Below are 21,085 nucleotides of genomic sequence, written 5' to 3'. Positions count from 1 at the left end.
AACTATGGTTATTATAATTCCCTTCCTTGGGCAAAGCTATGCGTTAAAATTGATACTTATACTCAACCGAAAACTCAGTTCCTTTTTCCTTAGAACGAGTTAATACTCCATCCGCTTCAATTTTTTGATCTTGGCCTAAAATATTCAACACTTTAAACTTAATGCTCGAATTGAAATCAGGGAAGTAAGTATAGTTTAAGTCTACAGAATGAAATGGCTGCTCCATCCAATCCTCTTGACCTTCAATACCCGGTATAATGATACGTTCACCAAATACATTATAAATAATTGTCGCAGCATGCTCTCCACTTGGCGCATCGTAGCCTAACTGCATATTTACCACGTATTTAGAGTGTCCGGTTAAACGTCTCTTTGTATTTGTTACAGCAGCTGAAACCCCTGTTTGATCCACAATTGCTTGTCGATCTAACTTTATTTCAGAATCACTTAATGTAACATTACCACTTAAAAAGATATCTTGGCCGATACCACCTAAAAAAGTAAAATCTTTTAGGTAATCAAATTCAATGCCTGCTACATAACCTTCCTCAGCATTCGCTATTCGTACTAATGGAGGACCGTCTTGAGAAGGTGATTGCACTGATTCAATAGGGTCAGTCATATCTTTATAAAATAAACCTACTGAAAAGTTTTCACCTGTATCGTAGTAATTTTCCCATCGGAAATCATAGTTTTTGATTTGTGTTGTACGCAGGCCCGGTGTTCCCCCTACTGGATATTCTGTAAGTGGATCAATATATGTTGATTCTGAAATCTCACGTAAATCAGGGCGTACAACTGTTTCACCATAGCTTAAACGATATTGGGTTTCATCATCATAAACATATGTAAATGCTAACGCACCATAAACATCATCTTCTTGAAAAGCTAAATCTGCAAGCTCGTCGTACTCAATTGATGAGTCAAGACCCCCTGTAAATGGATCTAAAGGGACAGACACTTGCCTAAAGTCTTCCCAACGAATACCACCACTTATACGCCATTTATTATTAAAGAAAAAATCTGCTTCAAAATAATAAGCATCCGTTTTTTGAGCCGACCTATAATCATCACCGGAAACAGTCGTATCATTTAAAATAGGTAAATTAAGCTGAGCATTAGCAATTACATCGTCAGATAAAATGCTGTTTAATTTATTGCCATTTAAATCTACACCGCTAAAGGCACGCGTATTAATGTCAAAACGACGATTAGACGCTGAGCGTTCTTTTGATATAAAATCAGCACCTGATTTTAATTCAATATCAACGCCATCAAGCATAATAGGGAACGTGAAGTTAAACCCGTAATTCTCTACTTCATCATTTAAATCTTGATACGTATAGCGTGCTGCCGTTGTTGCATTAGTTAAAGCGATTTCATTTTGAACATCATAATTACCATCTTCGTTTTCATCAGTAACAATAAATCGCGTTGTTAAGTTACCTGGTGCATAACGATTTGAACGACCATTAGAGTATTTCCAATCAAAGCCTGCAAAGTTTAACCAATCAAACGTATGCGTGCCTTTAATCTGATTTACAATTAACTCACGCTCTTCGTAGCTAATATCGTAAGAACGAATGCGTTTGTTATCCGATTGATTGTTGTTCTCATCAATACCTAACCGGTCTCTAACTTTGTCTTCAGTATCACGAAGTATCAGCGAACTAATATCAATACGATGAGACTTATCGTACTCAATACCAAAATTAAACATCCCAGAAAGCTTTACGTTATGCTCACTAGAGGTCACTTTGTCATAACCTCGCGTAAGCGCAGCAGTAGACTCCCCTAGACGGAAATCTTGCCCTTGGTATTCTTCACCTACAAAATATTTATTATCGTAACTTACAGCAGATAAAAACCCATAACGCCAATCACCTGACTCAAAGCTATTACCCAGTGTTACAGTAAATTTAGTATTTGGGTCTAAACTTGTTTCAGTTGGGTCATAATCTCTATTTAAATCAAGTGCTAATGCACGACTTTGCTCAGGTGTAACATCATCAATTGATTGACCTGATTTATAAATAGCTTTAATAGAATCGGGCATTTCACGTGTGCCGTCATCAAAACCATACCAATCATCAGAACCGCCATTGTATTCAAGGCCATCATCAAAATTGTTGCTGTTGTAACCTAACTGACCTGTAACATCAAAAACAAACTGATTCGGAATACTTTTTAATCTTATATCTACATTACCACCACCAAATGAAGCAGGCATTGATGGTGAATAAGATTTTTGTACTGATAAGCTCTCGATTATACCTGCTGGAAATAAATCCAAAGGGATAACTGAACGTGTTGGATCAGGACTTGGCACAGCAGCACTATTTAATTGCGTACTCGAATAGCGCTCGCCTAAACCCCGTACATATATAAACTTACCGTCAACTAATGTAAGACCCGTTACACGGCGCAAAGCGCCCGCAGCATCGCTGTCACCACTACGGGATATTTGCTCTGCTCCCATGATATCGGCAACAAATGCTTGTTGCTTACGCTCTTCAAGTACAGCCGTTGCAGTGCCTTTTAAACGACTAGCACTCACCACAACTTCTTCGAGTACAGCTTCATCATCAACTTCAGCAGCATTAACTGACATGCTTAGACTACATAAAATTGCGGTACTTAAAGCTGATAAACTAAAATGTTTGGAAAATTGTTTCATGTTTACCTCTATCTGATATAAAACAGAAAGTTATAAAAAGGTGTTAAACAAATTTAACACCTGTTCTTACTGTGTTATTCCAGACCTACAGTCCAACCAGCGGTCCAATCATTAGTACTTGAAACTGCACCTATATGGTCAGTAGTATCAAAGAAGCTATCGATTGCCTTTACGTCTGTTGGAACTGTTGTATCTATTGTAAAAATACCATTTACAACATCAGGTTGTCCTGTTGCAACTAGATTACCTAAGGTTGTCGTCCACCAGTTTTGCGTATCAAAAGTAACGCCACTTGGGTCTTTAAAGTTTTCTGAGCAAGCAATAACTGAAGACTTAATCAATAAAGTTCCGTCGTTGGCATTATTCACTGTTTCGCTTTCAGTAAATAACGGGGTTCCAGAGTCATCTTTTGCAATACCTTCAATTTCTAAACACTCACCCATCCCTACTGGACCGGTAACAATAGTGTTATAGATTTGAGCGCCTGTGCCTTCACGGAAATACATACCTTCACTATCATCTTCACCATCAAAGGTATTACCTATGATAGTTAAGTTAGCAATAGTCGGATTTGATTTAGGTAATTTTGACGGTGATTTACCATCGTTATCTGATTCAATTCCACGGTTTGCATCCGAATTATCAGCAGCTTGCTTTACAAGTACATGTTGTAATTTACCTTGGAATCCATTATCCCAGTCAATACTGTCATCTTGAATACTTGTAAGCACAACGTATTTTGCTTGAACGTTACCACCAAAAAACTCTATTCCATCATCTGCATTTTGGTGAACCTGTAAGTATTCAACGGTTGTACCAGAGCCAACACCGCCAAAAGTAATACCGTTTATTTCATTACCCGGTGAAAGTAAGTAGCCACCATTCATTACGCGAACATAACGCAAAGTACCTGAGTTATCAGTCGTCTCTGTACCACCAAATACCGCTCCACTTTCTACGCCTTCTACTTGAAGAGCACAATCACCAGTATCTGGGCATTTATTAGACGGGGCATTACCAAGAAGCACTAAACCACCCCATTGTCCTGCAGCTGTTGCTTCGCCAGCTACATCTTGACTAGATGTAAACGAAATAGGCTTATCTTTTGTGCCGTTAGCTTCTATTTTAGAATCACGACCAACAACTAAATAATCTTTACCGTTTCTACCATAAACGGTAACACCAGGTTCAATTGTCAAAGTAGCTGAGTCTGTTTTATCACCCCCAACGAATACAGCGCCGTCAAGTGCATAAAGGTTACCAGCGGTTAGTGTTAAATCAGCTGTAATACGACCCGATATTTCACACGTTGTCGTTGTGCCATCACCTGGTGAAATTGAAGTTGTTCCTGTAGGGCAACCTGCAACGGCTTCAGGTGCGGTAACAATTCCGCCACCATAACCAAATGCCCAGCCTTCACGCCAATCATCAGAATCATTCAATGCACCCGCAAAATCAACTGTGTCGAAAAATGCGTCAACGGTATTAGCAACATCCTGACCAGCACCTAACAAAGGAGAGCCGGCAATAGGCTGACCATTAACACCTAGCATAGGTTTGTCATTAATAACGTTACCAGATTGCGCCGCAAACCACCCTTCTAACGCTAAAAGTACTGAACCATCTGCACCTTTAGGGTCTTTAAAGTTTTCACCATTAGTACAAGACATAAAAGTGTTTTGCATTAATATAGTGCCATCGTTAGCATTATTTACTGTTTCGCTATCAGAAAATAAAGCCGTGCCATCATCTGCCAATGCAATACCTTCAAGCTCTAAACACTCACCCATTTCATTAGAGCCTGTGATCACTGAGTTGTATAGGTGTAAACCCGTGCCTTCACGTAAGTAAATACCTTCAGCATCGTCTTCACCATTAAAGTTATTACCAACAATGGTTAAATTAGAAATCATAGGCAACGATTTTGGATCTTTAGAAGGGATTTTACCGTCGTTATCAGCTTCAATTCCTCGGTTTGCATCAGTAGAGTTTTTATCTTGCTCGACGTAAACAAACTGCATTTTTCCTTGGAAGCCATTATCCCAGTCAATGCTATCATCATCGATACTTGTTAAAACAACGTGTTTTAAATTAACCGCGCCACCAAAAAATTCAACGCCATCATCCGCATTATTATGAACTTGTAAGTAATCAACTGTTGTACCAGAGCCTACCGCACCAAATGTAATGCCGTTTAACTCATTACCAACAGAAAGTTCAAAACCCGCATTTTTAACGACTACGTATTTAAGAGTACCTGAACTATCAGTGTTATCAGTACCGCCAAACACAGCACCAGACTCAACACCTTCTACTTGAAGTGCACAATCGCCTTCAGCAGGACATTTATTTGAAATACCATTGCCTAATAACACCATACCGCCCCATTGACCTGCAGCAGTTGTTTCACCTAAAACATCTTGCTTAGATGTAAAGATAATTGGGTCGTTTTTAGTTCCTGACGCTTCAATTTTTGAGTCGCGACTAACAACAATGTAATCGCCTCCATTATTACCAAAGACGACAGCGCCTGGCTCAATAGTAAGCGTTGCACTTTCTGATTTATCTTTACCAACAAAAACAGCGCCATCAAGTGCCCAAATTGCATCAGTTGAAAGTGTTGTATCTTGTGTTATTACACCAGAAAGAACCTGAACAGTAACAGAACGACCTAAGGCAGTAGATACCTCAGTTGATAAACTTTGGCTAAATGTACCGGGTAACTCTTCAGCTGTTGGTGGTGTTGGATTTGTAGGTGAAGTTGGTTGTTCAACCGTTTCTTCAACATTTAGATTTATATCACCGCCACAGCCGGCTAATGTAATTGCAGTAGCCACAAGGCTGACCTTGAATAAGTCAGATAATTTCATTGTTCACTCCGTTAAAGTATTTAATTATTTTGTTAGCGCTTTATTAAACTCAAGTCACCTTAAGGCACTTTTTAATGCATTAAGGTCACTTGAGTTCTTAGCTGCGACTACCTTACGGGAGCTGTATGACAGAGCCGTTACACTTTAATAAACATAAGATGACAAAGTTATTCTCATAAATTTCAAATGGTTAATTAAAAAAACAAAAAAACCGCCAAAAATAAATTTAAGGCGGTTTGCATAGTGCGATTATGAAATAGCTTGACGTGTATACCTGTTACCAAATAATCACGCTAGTTAAAAGTTAAAGTAACGCTGTTCTGAGTGTTTCTGCATGTACTTTTTCACGCTTCACATATTTGATCCATTGCTGTGCTAAACGCTGTGACTTTTTATGCTTTTGGGCTTGTTCAAACGCTAAAATTGATGCATCAAAATTTTGTAAATTGTACTGCGCCATTCCCAAAGCAACAAAAGCGTTTGATTCAAAATCAAGGTCACCTTTATCAAGCGCTTTACGCGCAGCATCGGCAGCTTCTTCAAACTGCTCAGTATTTACATACACTTCGGCTAAACGTTGGTCGTACTTACCACTTGGCGATAAATCAGCCGCCTTAGCAAAATACGTGATTGATTTTTCATCTTCTTTTGCCTGGATCATCGCCTCAGCAACAAAAGCATAATTTTTTGCAGTTTGCTCTGCAATTCCAGCATCTATAGCTTTACTCATAACAGTGGCGGCTTTATACGCTAAGCCATTATATAAATACACCTGAGCCAATTGGCGTAAATCAGATTTAGAGGTTAAAAAACCTTGCTGATACGCGGCTTCAATAACACTAAGCTGTTGCCTTTCTTTCCCTAATTCACCATACATACCCGATAACTGAACCCAGTATTCAGGTTTGTTGTAAAGCTTTACCATACGTTCCAATACATCAACCACTTTATCTGTTTGGTTAAGCGAGTAATACATTGCACGCTGTAAAACTAGCCAATTTTCTTTAGGTGTTTTACCTTCACTATCGCTTAGAGTAATTGCTTGGGTAATATAATTAAGGCCTTGCTTAAAATCTTTTAACTGATAATAGGTTTGTGCTCGCAATACATAATAACCATCAGTAATCGGTTTAGTATTAATAGCATCCCATTGGTCTAAAAATGCAATCACTTTTTCATAGTCACTATTAGCCATTGCCAATTGAGCTAAACTGAACGTCGTGCTCACACGCAGTGATTCTGGGATACCTTCCTCAGCAACTACTTTTTCAAACGCTGCAATAGCTTTTGGTAAGTCATTTTCATTGTAATATATGAAACCATAAAAATTATGCATCATCGCAATTTCGTACGAGTTCATACTCGATGAGCGCTCATTTATGCTATCAAGTGCTTCAAGTCCTGCCTTAACATCGCCATCATCGGCGAGCTTTTGTGCACGTGCCAGCTGGCTGTATACTTTTTCACGTAAAGCTGGCACACGTTTAGTTTTTTGCTCTTGCGCCGCATTGGCTGTAGCTACATCTACACTGGGTAAAATGCTCAGTGCACTAGGAGTAATAATACTTGTACTTATCGCTGCGGTACAAAACAGTGTTAATTTTAAAAGTTTTGCCACAGGTTGTAATGTTGTCATTGATTTCATAATCGCCTCGCTTTTCGAACCATTTACTCGTAGGTTTAATTAATCGCTAAATTAACCACTGATCTGGAAAGAAATTTTGTTCTGAACACCCGCAACTTCAACAGCTTCGCCATTAACTACGCGCGGTTTGTATTTAAATTTAAGGGCTGCATCCATTGCAGCTTTATCAAATAGTGACTCAGGCTCTGCTTTTAAAACGTGGGGCTCACGCACAGTACCTTGTTTAGTTACAGTGAATTCAACAATAACGTAACCCTCAATACCACGTGACAATGCACGGCGCGGGTAAACTGGAGCCACTTTTACTATCGGTAAATATTCGCCATCACTTGAGTCCAGCGATAAGCCACCTGATAAATTGACATCCGCATCAACATTGGCACCAAAGTCAAAGTTGTTAGCATTTGCATTAGCATCACTACTTTGCATTTGCGGTGACTCCATTGGTGGAGGCGGTTCTTTTGGTGTGGGTGGCTTTTGTGGTTTACGTTCTTTTTTTGTACGCTTTCTTCTTTTTTAAGCCTTACAAAATCAAGTACGTTCCCTTTAGCGGGTTCACTCATCGCTCCATCGCCGCCAGTTATAAGTGCTTGCATGCCTAAAAAAAGCATGAAAGTCACTACACCAGCTATAATTAATGCTACTAAATAACGCATTGCTAACCCTTATGCTTCTTGAGCTGCAATCGACACATCAAACACACCTGCGGCACGTGCTGCATCCATTACCTTTATCAATGTATCTGTTGTAGATTTTTTGTCTGCCTGAATTACAACACTGCCTTGAGGATTTTCAGCTTTTAAACGCTCAATGTTTGCTTGAACAGCTCGTATATCAATTTGACGTTTATTGATCCAAATCTCACCTTTGTCTGAAATAGCCACTAATATGTTTGCACGTTCCTTTTTTACAGCTGTTGCAGCTTCTGGACGATTTACATCAATACCAGCTTCTTTGACAAACGATGCTGTCACAATAAAGAAAATAAGCATTATAAAAACAACATCTAACATAGGTGTCATGTTTATTTCTTCTGCTTCATCTTCTTGCATTAAATTACCTAAAGGGGCTCTCATTTTTTATTCTCCTAGGATAAGCGAACTTGTAAGGCGCTTATCAAAATTTATTTAATGGTCTAACACCATGCTGTCTTCAAGAAGCTCTACTTCGCGCTTAGCTTTACGTTGTAAGTACGTTGAGGCAAACACTCCTGATAACGCACCTACCATACCTGCCATTGTTGGAATAGTTGCTTTAGATACACCTGACGCCATTGAACGAGCACTACCGGTACCTGTAATTGCCATAACATCAAATACTTCTATCATTCCGGTTACCGTTCCTAATAAACCGAGTAGCGGGCATAACGCCACCATCACATTAATTAAAGGCAAATTGGTATTAAGGCGCATACTTGCTCGCGAGATCATAGCTTGACGTATTTGTTCAGCATTCCAGCTATTACGCTCATCACGAATAGTCCATGTGCTTTTAACACCTTTTTTATAACTGCGAAAACCATTGAAAAAGTAAATAAATCGCTCGAGTATCAATAACCACATCGCGAAGATTAACACCCCGATGACCAACAAAACTTGGCCACCGGTGTCGAGAAAATCACGGATAGCATTGATTGAATCAATCAATAGCACCATGGTTTATGCTCCCTTCTCGCTTCGCTCTGCGATAATACCTGCGCTCTGCTCTTGTAAAATAAGCAGTAACCCTTTTGAACGTGTATTAAGCAGCGTATATATGAACACAGTAGGAATCGCGACAACTAAACCTAGGACCGTTGTTACTAGTGCTTGTGAAATACCACCCGCCATGAGTTTTGGGTCGCCTGTGCCAAATAAAGTAATTGCTTGGAAAGTATTAATCATACCGGTTACCGTACCTAATAAACCCAATAACGGTGCAACAACAGAGATGATTTTAATGAGAGTAAGGTTACGTGTTATTTTTGGCATTTCACGTAGAATAGCTTCGCTTAATTTTAGTTCAAGCGTGTCGTAGGCCACATTTGGATAGTCGTCTTTTACTTTCATAACACGACCCAGAGGATTGTCATCTCGCGCTACATTATCTTTTAGCTGACGACGAATTTTGCCACCAACAAGTAATAAAGATACAAAGCGTTCTATCGCAATCAACAGTGCAAGTAAACCTACACCTAAAATAACATAACCAACCGCACCACCTTGGTGTACTTGCTCGGCAGTATCTGGGGCTTGTACTAATAAACCTAAAATTGAACCGCCTGTTGGGTCAAGTGCAAACTGAACTGCACCACTTTTAGCATTTTGTAGATCACTCGCTGTTGCGGTAAAACGTGAAACAGGCTGACGAGTAAGTTCACTTAACGTGTTTGTACCTGGATTGTACTCTAAGTATTTACCATTTGAGATTAAATTAAATGCACCAACACGAAGTACTTCTTGCTCAGCCTTGTTACCACCTTCGACTATGACGGTGGTATTAAAGCGACTTACTTTGCCCTGCTCAGTCATTTCACGTTGTAATTCGTACCATACTTTTTCAATATCTTCGATTGATGCAAGTTTAGACGTCGACCCCATTTTTTGGGCTAACTCATCCATAAATGCGCTGCGACCAGGGATTTGCGCCGATACGACAGATGTCGCAAATTTATTACTCGAATCACCAGCAACCTGCTGTAATACACCAAATAGTTCTTTAAGTGAGCCCATACGCTTTGATAAGGTATCCGTTAAATTGGCTAATTTAACTTCATTTTCTTCAAACTGCGTTTCCAGTCGCTCTGACTCAACAAGCATTTGATTACGTTTTGCTTGTGTGTTTTTTAACATCTGCACTTGTTCATTTTGACGCGTTGCAAACGCTTGCTCTCGTTGTTGGTTTTGTACGCTTTGGGCTGATTTCCCCTCCTCTAACGTTTTAAGTAATGAATCAAGGTTCATTGGCTCAGCGGCTAAACTCGAACCGGTAAAGCTAAGGCTTGCAACGAATAAAGCCATTTTTGTCATTTGAGTAAACAATTTCATTTTCAACCTCTTATTCTGCTGCATGTACTGGCAGAGTTAGCATATCTGGGGCAAGTTGTTTACGCGCTATGCGCAAACCTTTGTTAATTTGACTTATTGTCGAATCAGGCAGTGCTGCAAACGATTTCGTTTCTATATTCCAGCTACCTGCTTGTTTGCCATCACGTGTTAAGTAAATAAGTTCTAAACGGCCTATGCGTAAGAAATCAACTTCACGTTCTTTGCCACTAACTTCTAACAAAGCGGTGTACGCTTCGATTGTACGGCCGTAATCAACTTCTACTTGGTACGCTTCGAGAACACGACGAAACTTTTCGCTTGAAGTAATATCAGCACGATCCATCATCGTTTTTAAAGACGTTAAACGTTTTGCACGTTCATCTTGTAAAAATGGCACATCAAGAGATATGAACTGTTCAAGACCAGTGATCATGCGCATCATTAAAGGTGTTATTTGACGTTCAATAATCGAAACCTGATCCATTGATAAATTCAATGATTCCATTTCTTCGATTTGATTATTTAATTGCTTAGTTAGCTGAGAGTTGTAAACAGCTAAGCCGTCAATTTCTTTATTTAGGGTTTTAAATTGCTGTAAACGTCCCTGCATTGAATCTGCAATCTTGTCTATTTTTGTTTGTGATTGCGCAGCGGATATATTAATTTCACTGCTTTTATCAATAATCTTATTTAAATCGTTTGCCTGTACTGCTGCACTTGCGGCCACAATACCAGCTAAGATTAATGGTTTAACGCCTTTCATCGCATACACCTTCACTCGTTAATTAGCAGATTTGCTAGTTTATTTTTCAAGGCCAAAAACTTTGTTAGACAAATAATTTATGGCTTGAGATTTCCAATGAGCAGAAGTTTATAGATAAAACATGACAGGGATGTTGCGCAAAAAAGTCTATTTTATGACAACTGAAACAATTAAGACTTAAAAGGAAGGAGTGAGTATTTGTTGAGCAAACACTCACAATAAAGAGATAAATTAATCTAACAGTTTAATAATTTGATTATACGTGTGGCGCCAGTCTTTATAATTAATCTCAATTGAATACAGCTTATCCTCACGAAGAAATACTAAAGATGGGAATCCATGAATAGGTAAACTCCGTGTATATTGTAATTCAGCTTTGAGTTCATTATTAACTTCATCTGATAGGAAAGCGACGGTAAATTCATTTTTATTTAAACCTATTTGTTCAGCTAAACAAATTAAAACGCTATCATCTGACGGGTTTTGTGCATTTAAATAATAAGCATTTTGAATTGCTTCGATCATTTCACTTTCTTTATTTTTTTTCGTGCAATTAATGCAGCTCTACATGCTGGGTATGTTGAACGTCTTGGTTGGTTTTTCTGCCAAAATTCGAAATTAAATTGTGTACCTAATTCGCTCTCTATTTTATGCCATATACTTTCAAGCCGCTCTTTCATATTTTGCGTCATTGCAGTTTGGCTATCAGGGGCTAAACCACCTACTTTATATTCAACCGTCAGTTTATTTTCAAGCTCAGCTTTTAATTTAAGCCAGGTTGGTGTGTAGCCCCAACACCAGCTGCACATTGGGTCATGGATATAAATAAGTTTACATTGATTCATATTAATCCTTAATCTTTTGTAGAAACAACCTTGTTACGACCAAGCGCTTTGGCGTTATAAAGATACTCATCAGCTTGTTTTAGCGCACTATTATAATCGCCTACTTTATCAACTTGTACCACACCAATACTACAGGTAAGTGATATTTGTAGGTTATCTTCAGCTAATAACACTTGTGCTGCTACGTGTTCACGAAAACGGTTAGCAATATCAACAGCATTCGCACTTGTTTCTTTTGGTAAAATAACAACAAATTCTTCACCGCCGTACCGTGCTTTTACTGCTGATGTAGGAAATTGTGATTCGAGTATTTTGGTAAATTCAATTAACACAATATCACCAAAATCATGGCCGTACGTATCGTTAAGTCGTTTAAAATGATCTAAATCCAGTAATAATAATGAAAATGGAAGGTATTCATTCGGTCGACTATCAACAAGCTTTAAAAAATGAGAAGTAATAAAGCGTCTATTAGCAATCCCTGTAAGTTGATCGGTATAAGCATCTTGTTTTTGTTCCAGTGTAATATCAGCAATTGCCATATGACTTCGATACCTAAAAAACTCACCAATAAATGAGAATATGTACACTAAGGTAAACGATGCTATAAATCGTGTTTTTTCAATATCACCATAAACAACTTGACCGAAATTTGGACCATATAAAATGGCGATACAACACAGTAATAAAGTTAAACCTAGCCATGTGCCCAGTCTTACACCTAGAGAAGAAAAGGTAACAACAGGATAAAACATGAGCCAATACAATGCAGTATTTTCTTTTCCTCCAGTATAAGTAAGGACAATACACAATATAAAAACAATACTCATACAAATTAATGCGACAGTTTCTAATTCCCCAGTTTTTATAAAGTAAAACATACTACAAATAATGGTTACATTAACTGCAATTAATGCACTTGTTAATATTGGTGAGTAAACATCATAATTCAAAAAAATTAGAATGCTAATAACAACAATAGATATAGCAATCATAGTGAATAAAGAAAACGCTTGACGTTGTTTGTCAGAACTATAAACACTGTCAATGTTAATTAAGTTTAGCCAGCTTTGTTTGTTAGAAATTTTATTCACCATTATTTTATTACTTTAAATACTTTATGAGAGTTGTTAAATGCCTTGTATTTCAATAAGAATACGTCGACAAGGAGGGTTTTCACTCGTCATCATACTGGTATAAAGTAAAGCGAAAGCCATTTTTAATTTTTCTTCAACTTATTTATACGTATAGCCTATCAAAAATAAAACCGCTTCATCATTTAGTAAAAATAACTGACTAAATTTATTCACATACATGTAATTAATCGAATACGGCTAAAATACGAAAGCTTAAATGCATAACACTGCAATAGTCACCTTGCTATAAAGTTCAGGCTTAGGGGACATAAATGCATTATTCTTATATTCGTTAGCCTGTTAATTTTAGCAAAATTTAGAAAGTTTTCTTACTTAATAACCCCTGTAAGCTGCGATTTCGTTAAAAATAAGAGTAAAGGACTAACTGACAGAACGTGGATTATCTGTGTGATGAGTTAAACATAAATTGGAACGTTCCATAAAGTAACAGCTTGATTAGTAATTGAATACGTATTCAATCACTAAAAACATTGTGCATTAAGGGATGAATGTACGCTAACTAAATAAGGCTTAATCATTGCAGAGGAGTATTTACTATGGTCGGCTTATTTTCAGGCAGACCTATGTGGCGTCGTTATTTCCCGTAAGTAACCGAGAATACAGTGTAGACGTCAACCATGCGCAGCGCGGTAATTAAATTTACTCGTTAGAGCAACTTTCGAATTGTAAAAGTTAGTAAGCCCTAATAAAATCTTCAATCGCCTTTTATAAAGGCAACAAGCTGATCTAGTTTACTTGTACCAATCTGTATAGGTATTTGGACAACTTAACAAATTAAATTACCTCATATCTAAGCAGATTGGTATTATTTAAACCAAATATGATAAAAACTTAAACTTATGAAATTAAAAAGATTAAGTACAACGGCTCAATCACCATTTTTTTGCTAGTTTAACTACGTTCAAACCGTACCAAGCAATAAATACATAACACAACATTGGGACAAAGAAACTAGCTTGTATATTAACCGTGTCAGCAAAGTACCCTTGTATCAGAGGGATCAACGCGCCACCGACAATTGCAAGACACAACCAACCAGATCCTTTACTCGTTAATGAGCCTAATCGTTCTATTGCAACAGAAAAGATGGTTGGAAACATAATAGAATTAAATAAACCAACTGCTAATACTGAATATAATGCAACGTCGCCGTCGCTAAATATTGTTATCAATAATAAAACAATGACACTGCATGCATTAAAAGCAATAGCTTTAGATGGTGCAATTTTTTGTAAAAGTGCAGAACCAATAAAGCGACCGACCATGGCACCTCCCCAGTAATAACTAATGAGTTTAGCTGCTGAGTGTTCTTCAAGACCTGCAATATGTGCCTCGCCAAAGTAATTAACTAAGAAGCTTCCTATAGCAACCTCTCCTCCTACATAACAAAATATAGCTAACACACCCATTGTTAAATGAGGCGCTTGAGTTAATGAGCGAGTTTGAGTTTGTTGATCGTTATTGTCTTTATGCGCTTCTATTTCTGGTAATTTAATAAAGGCAAAAATAATAGCAATTGACAACAGAGCTGCTGCTAGCAGTAAGTAAGGAATTTTCACTGATTCTGCAGAAACTGCTGAGACAGCAAGGCTACCTGCAGCGCCAAAAAACAATAACCCACCAACATAAGGACCAACGGTGGTACCTAATGCATTAAGAGCTTGTGCTAAGTTTAAGCGCGACGAGGCTGTTTTTTCAGGACCAAGAGCGGCCACATAAGGGTTTGCAGATACCTGTAAAACTGTAATACCTGAAGCAAGGACAAATAGCGCACTTAAAAAAAGCCAATATTCATGCACAACCACAGCAGGATAAAATAACATGCACCCAATCGATGCCACAACTAAGCCAGTTAAAATACCTTTTTTATAGCCTAGTTGTTTAACTAAAATTCCAGCGGGTAACGATACAATAAAATAAGCACCAAAAAAGCAAAATTGCACAAGCATTGCTTCAAAGTAGCTTAAATCAAATACGCTCTTTAAGCGGGGTATTAGTACATCATTTAATACCGTTATAAAACCCCATAAAAAAATAGGGTTGTCATTGCAGTCAGCGGAAACAGATAATTTTTCTTTTGCTGTTCGTTGACCGAAAATGATTGTTTTGTATTTATTTCACTCACGTCGTTTTCACTCCATTAACAAATTGAAAACGATTTTACATGTTTATTTGTGAATAATACGCCACCTACTAGGAACGTTCCACTACAACATTTATTGTTACTAACCTAAACTCTGGTAAAGAGATTTACTAACGTATTGAATTATGATTAAATTTATTTTCTCTAACCGGAGATTTTAAGTGGGGACAAGGCGAATTTACGCGTCAATAGCTGACCTATTGCAGTAACCCAACGCAGTTAGCGCTGAAAATAGCTGCTCGAGATAGATTTATTATTCACAGTTCAGGTTAACTAGTATCCACACTCAGAATTAAGGCTATCAATTAAACGTTGAGTTTCGCCGCTATTATTAAATTTATATAATCCCTTATTAATATCCTCCAAAACACCAAGCCAATTATGGCTCAATTTACTTATTGCAAAATACAGAGGGTTATTTTGTAGTGGGATACTTTCTTCTTCGATTGAATTTAATAAAAGTTGTTTTTGTGAATGACTTAACGATGAGTATTGTACTGAAAACTTTAACACTGTCGGATCGCCAATAATTAAATCAACTCTTTTCGCCACTAATAGCTGAACAAGCTGTAAGTCATCAACTGAATGCATTATTTGAAATTCATTATTGTCCATCATTGCATCAAACTCAGGCGTATTTTGATAGCCACGGACCACACCAATCCGTTGACCTTTGAGTGATTTCAAATTGCCAGAAAAGCGGTCAGCCTCATGCTTTCTTTTAGAAACGCAATTTCGCCCCCTTTAAATGAATTTGATAAACCTAATAAGTCGCTGCGAGTTTTTCCTAATACATAATCAGAAGGTGCTGTGTCTTCAATAAAATATTCAGGCATTAAAATATCTGCTTTGCCTAACTCAACATTTCTTACCGCTCGTGCCCAAGGTAAAAATTCAATATGGACGCTATAACCTTGACTATTAAGTAGTGAAACTGCAAATTGGTACACCCACCCTTTATTGCATAATTTATCACCAATGTACGGGGGCCAATCTAATGTCGCAATATGAAGCGTTTGTTTACTGTTATTTGCTTTATAGAGCGTCCCTGATTTATAAGGTTCACCGTGCAGCATAATATTATTACCGCTACTTTGATAAGTAATCGGTATTTCAGCAGCCGTCTCCGCAGTAAAGATCAAAAGGAGAATAAACAAAAATCGCATGGCATACCTATTAAAAAAATAGTATTAATAGCAATAAGTGTAGGAGAAAATTTAGCCTTGTGTATTTATATTCTCTTTAATTAGCCTAATTAAAAAGTTAATAATGTTAAACACGACTTTACTTAATACTTACCAGCTTACTTAAATCATCGAAGCCAACTTCTACGCAAGTGAGAGCAAGCAAGTGTAATTCGTTTACTCTATGTCCAAATCTTTTAAGCACAAATATATTAACTGCGGCATGCTGAATTAGGGTTATCATTTTAAATAGGCAAAAAAAACACCAACCCATTTAGATGCGGAAAGATTAAAAAGCCAGTAAATTAAATGACTTACAATGATTTGCGTAAGAAAAAAGATGAGCTAAGATTTCACCCATTTCATTTTATTGTTGGTATCACGTGAGCTTATAATTGTTGTATCGCTGCTCTCAACACCACCTAATTTAGCTAAGCGGTCGTACAAAACCACATTACAAGTAGCCGCTAAGTTCATGCAGCCAATAGTTGGAATATACACAACTTCATCACACCACTTTAGAACGTCTTTTGATACAGAGCCATCTTCGGGGCCAAATACATAAAATGCATTTTCAGGGTGTTTAAACTCAGGTAAAGGTGTTGCACCTTCAATAAGCTCAATAACAACAACGGTAGCGCCCTCTGGTTTTACCGTCTCTAAACTGTCGGTTTCAGTTAAAGGGATACGTTCAACCACATTTTTTGTATCTGTATGAAATTTTTTAGCATTTAAGTAACGATTGCCTGTAAAAAAAACTTGTTTAGCATCGTAACAACCTGCTGCACGCAATACACCGCCAACATTAGTCGGGCTTTTAGGATTGATTAAACCAATTACGGCTTGTTGCTTACTCATTAATCTACGTCCTTTGTTGGCCATTCTGCAATGTACAAATCAAAGTCATCGAGCTTAACATCACAATCTTTAACTGTTTTGTCTTTTACAGAAACACCTAACTCATGCATACTCGTTTTATCGCCATTATTTAATAACGGGTGCCAAGAAGCCAAACCACGACCTTCGTGTGAACGACGGTAACTGCAGCTTTGTGGCATAAAAAAGATGTCTTTAAGGTTTTCTTTTGTGAGTTTTACACAAGAAGGAACAAGCGTTTGGCGGTTTTCGTACTCGCTACAACCACAGGTGTTGTTATCAAGATACTGACATACAATATTAGTAAATATTAATTGCTCACCTTCGCGTAACTGATCGGTGGCGGTAAATTCGTCTTCATCTTCGCTATCAATAAACGTATTTAAACAACATTTTCCGCATCCATCACAAATGGCTTCCCATTCGTTTTGACTCATGTCGCTTAAGCTTTTTTTAAGCCAAAATTGTGTATTTGCTAATTGTTGATCAAACATAGTTTACTCGTGCCCCCTAAAGAGCGCGCATTCTACCGTATTGCTGTAAATGGCGCAAAGCCAATACCCTTTTCAAAGTAATGGCTTTGCGCAACAAATTAGCTTTGAGATTTAACCCAACGCTTAATTTTTTCCTCTAGGATTGGCATTGGTAATGCGCCATCAATTAATATTTGCGTGTGAAACGCTTTAATATCAAATTTATCACCCAGTTGTTTTTTAGAAAGATCACGTAACTCTTGAATTTTAAATTGCCCTAACTTGTAAGAAAGCGCTTGTCCTGGCCATGCAATATATCGCTCAACCTCTGCAATTACATCGCTCTTTGCCATAGACGAATTTGTAAGCATGTAATCTATTCCCTGCTGACGCGTCCACCCTTTTGCATGAAAACCGGTATCAAGCACTAAACGCATTGCACGTAATTGCTCATCCGATAAACGCCCGTACCACATGTAAGGGTCGGTAAATAAACCTAGCTCTTTGCCTAAGCTTTCTGCGTAAAGCGCCCAACCTTCTGCAAACACAGTGTAACCACCAAACTTACGAAAATCAGGTAAGCCCTCTATTTCTTGCTGAAGTGCTATTTGAAAGTGATGACCTGGGGCTGCTTCGTGAATTGATAAAGTTTCGAGTAAAAATTTAGGCTGCGCTTTTAAGTTATAAGCATTGATATAAAAAATACCTGGGCGAGAGCCATCAGGTGCCGGAGATGCATATGATGCACCTGCTGCAGACTGGGCTCTGTATGCTTCAACCGCTTTTACAACGTAAGGGGCTTTGGGTGAGATGTTAAAAAGCAGAGGCAAACGCGCGTCTATTTTTTTCTTAACGTTTTCATATGCTGCAATTAACTCCTCAGGCGTGTCGTAGTAAAATTCATCTGAATCACGTAAATGGTCAAAAAATTCAGATAGCTCGCCTTTAAAGCCTACGGTTTCTTTTACTTTTTTCATTTCGCTTAAAATGCGCGACACTTCACTTAAACCAATGTCATGAATTTCGTCTGCAGATAAGCTAAGCGTCGTGTTTTTCTTAATTTGGTATTCGTACCACGCTTTACCGTTAGGTAAATCACTGTAACCTACGCTTTCTCGACTATTAGGAATATACTGATTAGCTAAAAAGTCACTCATGCTTTTATAAGCCGGTACTAAGTGCTTCATAATCAATTGACGATACTGCGCTGTAATTTTTTGCTTTTGCTGTGCGCTAAACGATTCTGGTAATTTTTTAATTGGTCCCCAAAATAGTGAGTCTTCAGAATTTTTAACTACATGAGCTGCAAATTGTGGCTGCAGTTTTTCGGCAAGTGGTTTTGGTAACGTAATACCTAGTTTAATGCCTTGTGCCATTGAGCGCTCTACACTGGTAAGCCACTTAACAAAACCTTCGCTACGCGAGATAAAAGCCGTGTAATCTTCAGCGGTATTAAACGGCTGAGCACTTTGGCCTGAACCAAAACCTGCAAAGGTGTTATGCGCACCCGCCATTTGATTTATTGGTAGTAAATAATCAGGAAACTGCATGCCTTCTAATTTAAGTGCGAGGTCGCGCTCTAATATTTCAAAACTTAAAAGCGACTGCCCTGTTAACTGTGCTTTATCTATAAAGTTTAAGTGCTGTTGATATTTTTTATAAAAAGCCGCTTTTTTAACTCTATTTTCTTTTGAAATCGCAGGCGTAAATTGGTCGTTAAACTCATTACGACCATTGTACGTTGCGCTGATAGGGCTGTATGTGAGCGATTCATCGTAATACTGCGCAACAAGTACATCGAGTTGTTGCTCTGCCGAAAGCTCTGAAACAATACCTGCCGATGCGTTAACGGTGTTTAACTGCGCACTGGTATTAGTGTGTGTACTAAACCCAGTATTCATACAGCCACTTAAAGCAAACATAACGCCGCTGGCAACTAATGCTAATTTAATTGATTTCATGATAATCCTTTTTAATATCGTTGTTCAATTATGCGCATTAAACCGTGCTTAATAAAGAAATTACGATAGATTGCATTCATCGTATTAAATTTGCACTTTTATCTGAACTTGTTACATTTCTATTAATTCAAATATGATTTAAAAGAAAAATAAAATGAAAAAACAACTACTCAGCACCTCTATTGCCTTACTTTGCTTAACCACTTTTAATACCTATGCAGTTACATACCTATCAGCTAAAGCCATGGTTGATGTTAAAGATGGCAAGCTCATTAAATCCCCCTTAATTACTATTGATGATGGCGTGATCACTAATATTGAACAAAATAAAAAACCAACGCTGACTAAAGATGATAAACATATTCAACTACCTGATTTAACCCTTATGCCAGGTTTAATGGATATGCATGTGCATTTAACGAGCGATCCTACGGTGCCGCGCAGCGAACGTTTAGGCCAGTCAGTTCCTAGAATGGCGATTAAAGCGGCTCATTTTGCAAAAAACCTTAGAAGCCGGATTTACAACTGTACGTAATGTTGGCGCAGAAGGTTACAGCGTTATAGCGGTGCGTGACGGCATAAATGCGGGTGACATAGTTGGCCCTCGTATTTGGGCTGCGGGGCCATCACTCGGAATTACTGGCGGGCACTGTGATAACAACCGACTACCTCCTGAGCTTAAATATACTTCAAGTGGCGTCGCAGACGGTCCATGGGCTGCACGTATAAAAGTACGCGAAAACATTAAATATGGGGCAAACGCTATTAAGTTTTGCGCCACAGGTGGAGTATTTTCGAAAGGGACTAAAGTAGGTGCACAGCAGTATTCTTTTGAAGAAATGAAAGCCATCGTTGATGAAGCCCATATGCGAGATTTACCTGTTGCAGCTCATGCACACGGTACAAGCGGGATTAAAACAGCCATTAAAGCAGGTGTTGATAGTGTTGAACACGCCAGCTTTTTAGATGACGAGGCCATAGCGCTTGCCAAAAAGCATGGTACTTGGCTTTCTATGGATATTTATAATACCGAATACACGCTAACTTATGGCGAGCAAAACGGCGTAGACGAAGAAAACCTAAATAAAGAACGCCAAGTATCTAAAAGGCAACGAGATAGCTTTAGCCGTGCTGTAAAAGCGGGTGTGAAAATGGTGTTCGGTACTGATGCAGCAATTTACCCGCACGGAGATAATGCAAAACAGTTTAGCCGCATGGTTAAGTTTGGCATGACAGAGCTGCAAGCAATCCAAGCATCAACGATTAATAGCGCGAAACTATTAAAAGTGGATGATCAGTTAGGACAAATTAAAGCAGGCTTTGCCGCAGATATAATTGCCGTTAAAGGCAATCCATTAACAAACATATCCCTTTTAGAGCAAATCCCTTTTGTTATGAAAGCAGGTGTTGTGTATAGAGCTAAAAAATAATACCGAGCTTTGGGTAAAGCCGCTATTTTCAGCGC

General features: G+C 38.2%; 11 protein-coding genes and 5 pseudogenes. 1 reads left to right on the top strand and 15 read right to left on the bottom strand.

Translation table 11 applies throughout. From position 1 onward, the window contains the following. Positions 1–43: 43 nt before the first annotated feature. The 15 genes and pseudogenes from P4S65_RS20120 to P4S65_RS20050 all read right to left on the bottom strand — a co-directional run bounded on the left by P4S65_RS20120 (position 44) and on the right by P4S65_RS20050 (position 19,620). Positions 44–2,677 carry a TonB-dependent receptor domain-containing protein gene (locus tag P4S65_RS20120; RefSeq protein WP_007377595.1) on the bottom strand — a complete coding sequence of 878 codons (2,634 nt, stop codon included), beginning with the start codon at positions 2,675–2,677 and terminating at the stop codon, positions 44–46. A 74-nt stretch (positions 2,678–2,751) separates the two neighbouring features. Further along, complete coding sequence (locus P4S65_RS20115) at positions 2,752–5,547, bottom strand: hypothetical protein (RefSeq protein WP_337121025.1); 2,796 nt, start codon at positions 5,545–5,547, stop codon at positions 2,752–2,754. 304 nt (positions 5,548–5,851) lie between these two features. Then, complete coding sequence (locus tag P4S65_RS20110) at positions 5,852–7,192, bottom strand: tetratricopeptide repeat protein (protein ID WP_096794624.1); 1,341 nt, start codon at positions 7,190–7,192, stop codon at positions 5,852–5,854. Between the two features lie 51 nt (positions 7,193–7,243). Then, positions 7,244–7,848, bottom strand: a pseudogene (locus P4S65_RS20105) (energy transducer TonB). 9 nt (positions 7,849–7,857) lie between these two features. Next, positions 7,858–8,268 (bottom strand): ExbD/TolR family protein, encoded by a 411-nt coding sequence (locus P4S65_RS20100; RefSeq protein WP_007377599.1) that lies wholly within the window; start codon positions 8,266–8,268, stop codon positions 7,858–7,860. A gap of 51 nt (positions 8,269–8,319) precedes the next feature. Then, the gene (locus P4S65_RS20095) at positions 8,320–8,847 is read right to left on the bottom strand and encodes a MotA/TolQ/ExbB proton channel family protein (protein ID WP_007377600.1); all 528 of its coding nucleotides are present in this window, start codon (positions 8,845–8,847) and stop codon (positions 8,320–8,322) included. A gap of 3 nt (positions 8,848–8,850) precedes the next feature. Further along, the gene (locus tag P4S65_RS20090; protein ID WP_008139039.1) at positions 8,851–10,218 is read right to left on the bottom strand and encodes a MotA/TolQ/ExbB proton channel family protein; all 1,368 of its coding nucleotides are present in this window, start codon (positions 10,216–10,218) and stop codon (positions 8,851–8,853) included. Between the two features lie 10 nt (positions 10,219–10,228). Next, positions 10,229–10,981 carry a DUF3450 domain-containing protein gene (locus tag P4S65_RS20085; protein WP_096794623.1) on the bottom strand — a complete coding sequence of 251 codons (753 nt, stop codon included), beginning with the start codon at positions 10,979–10,981 and terminating at the stop codon, positions 10,229–10,231. A 231-nt stretch (positions 10,982–11,212) separates the two neighbouring features. Then, positions 11,213–11,826: pseudogene (locus P4S65_RS20080) on the bottom strand (DsbA family protein). Positions 11,827–11,834: 8 nt separating this feature from the next. Beyond that, positions 11,835–12,923: a GGDEF domain-containing protein gene (locus P4S65_RS20075; protein ID WP_033029660.1), complete on the bottom strand. Its 1,089-nt coding sequence runs from the start codon at positions 12,921–12,923 to the stop codon at positions 11,835–11,837. A gap of 932 nt (positions 12,924–13,855) precedes the next feature. Next, a pseudogene (locus P4S65_RS20070) lies at positions 13,856–15,108 on the bottom strand (sugar MFS transporter). 291 nt (positions 15,109–15,399) lie between these two features. Beyond that, positions 15,400–16,292: pseudogene (locus P4S65_RS20065) on the bottom strand (substrate-binding periplasmic protein). A gap of 363 nt (positions 16,293–16,655) precedes the next feature. Next, positions 16,656–17,168, bottom strand: a complete 513-nt coding sequence (locus P4S65_RS20060) for an RNA methyltransferase (protein ID WP_337121024.1) — start codon at positions 17,166–17,168, stop codon at positions 16,656–16,658. Continuing rightward, positions 17,168–17,680, bottom strand: coding sequence for a YcgN family cysteine cluster protein (locus tag P4S65_RS20055; protein ID WP_337121023.1), 513 nt, complete (start codon positions 17,678–17,680; stop codon positions 17,168–17,170). The genes P4S65_RS20060 and P4S65_RS20055 overlap by 1 nt, the downstream gene beginning before the upstream one ends. Positions 17,681–17,778: 98 nt before the next feature. Then, complete coding sequence (locus tag P4S65_RS20050; RefSeq protein ID WP_337121022.1) at positions 17,779–19,620, bottom strand: DUF885 domain-containing protein; 1,842 nt, start codon at positions 19,618–19,620, stop codon at positions 17,779–17,781. Positions 19,621–19,774: 154 nt separating this feature from the next. Between P4S65_RS20050 and P4S65_RS20045 the strand changes: the two are divergent. Then, a pseudogene (locus P4S65_RS20045) lies at positions 19,775–21,050 on the top strand (Xaa-Pro dipeptidase). Positions 21,051–21,085 lie beyond the last annotated feature (35 nt).

This window comes from Pseudoalteromonas sp. B131b (genome assembly GCF_037162545.1).
In the GTDB taxonomy this organism is placed as follows: Bacteria; Pseudomonadota; Gammaproteobacteria; order Enterobacterales; family Alteromonadaceae; genus Pseudoalteromonas; species Pseudoalteromonas fuliginea.
The sequence above is the reverse complement of the archived record's forward strand: the minus strand, read 5'-3'. Positions and strand labels throughout refer to the sequence as shown.

Coding starts and splice junctions, on each gene's coding strand:
- P4S65_RS20120 (WP_007377595.1), bottom strand. CDS start 2,677: ATGAAACAATTTTCCAAACATTTTAGTTTATCAGCTTTAAGTACCGCA.
- P4S65_RS20115 (WP_337121025.1), bottom strand. CDS start 5,547: ATGAAATTATCTGACTTATTCAAGGTCAGCCTTGTGGCTACTGCAATT.
- P4S65_RS20110 (WP_096794624.1), bottom strand. CDS start 7,192: ATGAAATCAATGACAACATTACAACCTGTGGCAAAACTTTTAAAATTA.
- P4S65_RS20100 (WP_007377599.1), bottom strand. CDS start 8,268: ATGAGAGCCCCTTTAGGTAATTTAATGCAAGAAGATGAAGCAGAAGAA.
- P4S65_RS20095 (WP_007377600.1), bottom strand. CDS start 8,847: ATGGTGCTATTGATTGATTCAATCAATGCTATCCGTGATTTTCTCGAC.
- P4S65_RS20090 (WP_008139039.1), bottom strand. CDS start 10,218: ATGAAATTGTTTACTCAAATGACAAAAATGGCTTTATTCGTTGCAAGC.
- P4S65_RS20085 (WP_096794623.1), bottom strand. CDS start 10,981: ATGAAAGGCGTTAAACCATTAATCTTAGCTGGTATTGTGGCCGCAAGT.
- P4S65_RS20075 (WP_033029660.1), bottom strand. CDS start 12,923: ATGGTGAATAAAATTTCTAACAAACAAAGCTGGCTAAACTTAATTAAC.
- P4S65_RS20060 (WP_337121024.1), bottom strand. CDS start 17,168: ATGAGTAAGCAACAAGCCGTAATTGGTTTAATCAATCCTAAAAGCCCG.
- P4S65_RS20055 (WP_337121023.1), bottom strand. CDS start 17,680: ATGTTTGATCAACAATTAGCAAATACACAATTTTGGCTTAAAAAAAGC.
- P4S65_RS20050 (WP_337121022.1), bottom strand. CDS start 19,620: ATGAAATCAATTAAATTAGCATTAGTTGCCAGCGGCGTTATGTTTGCT.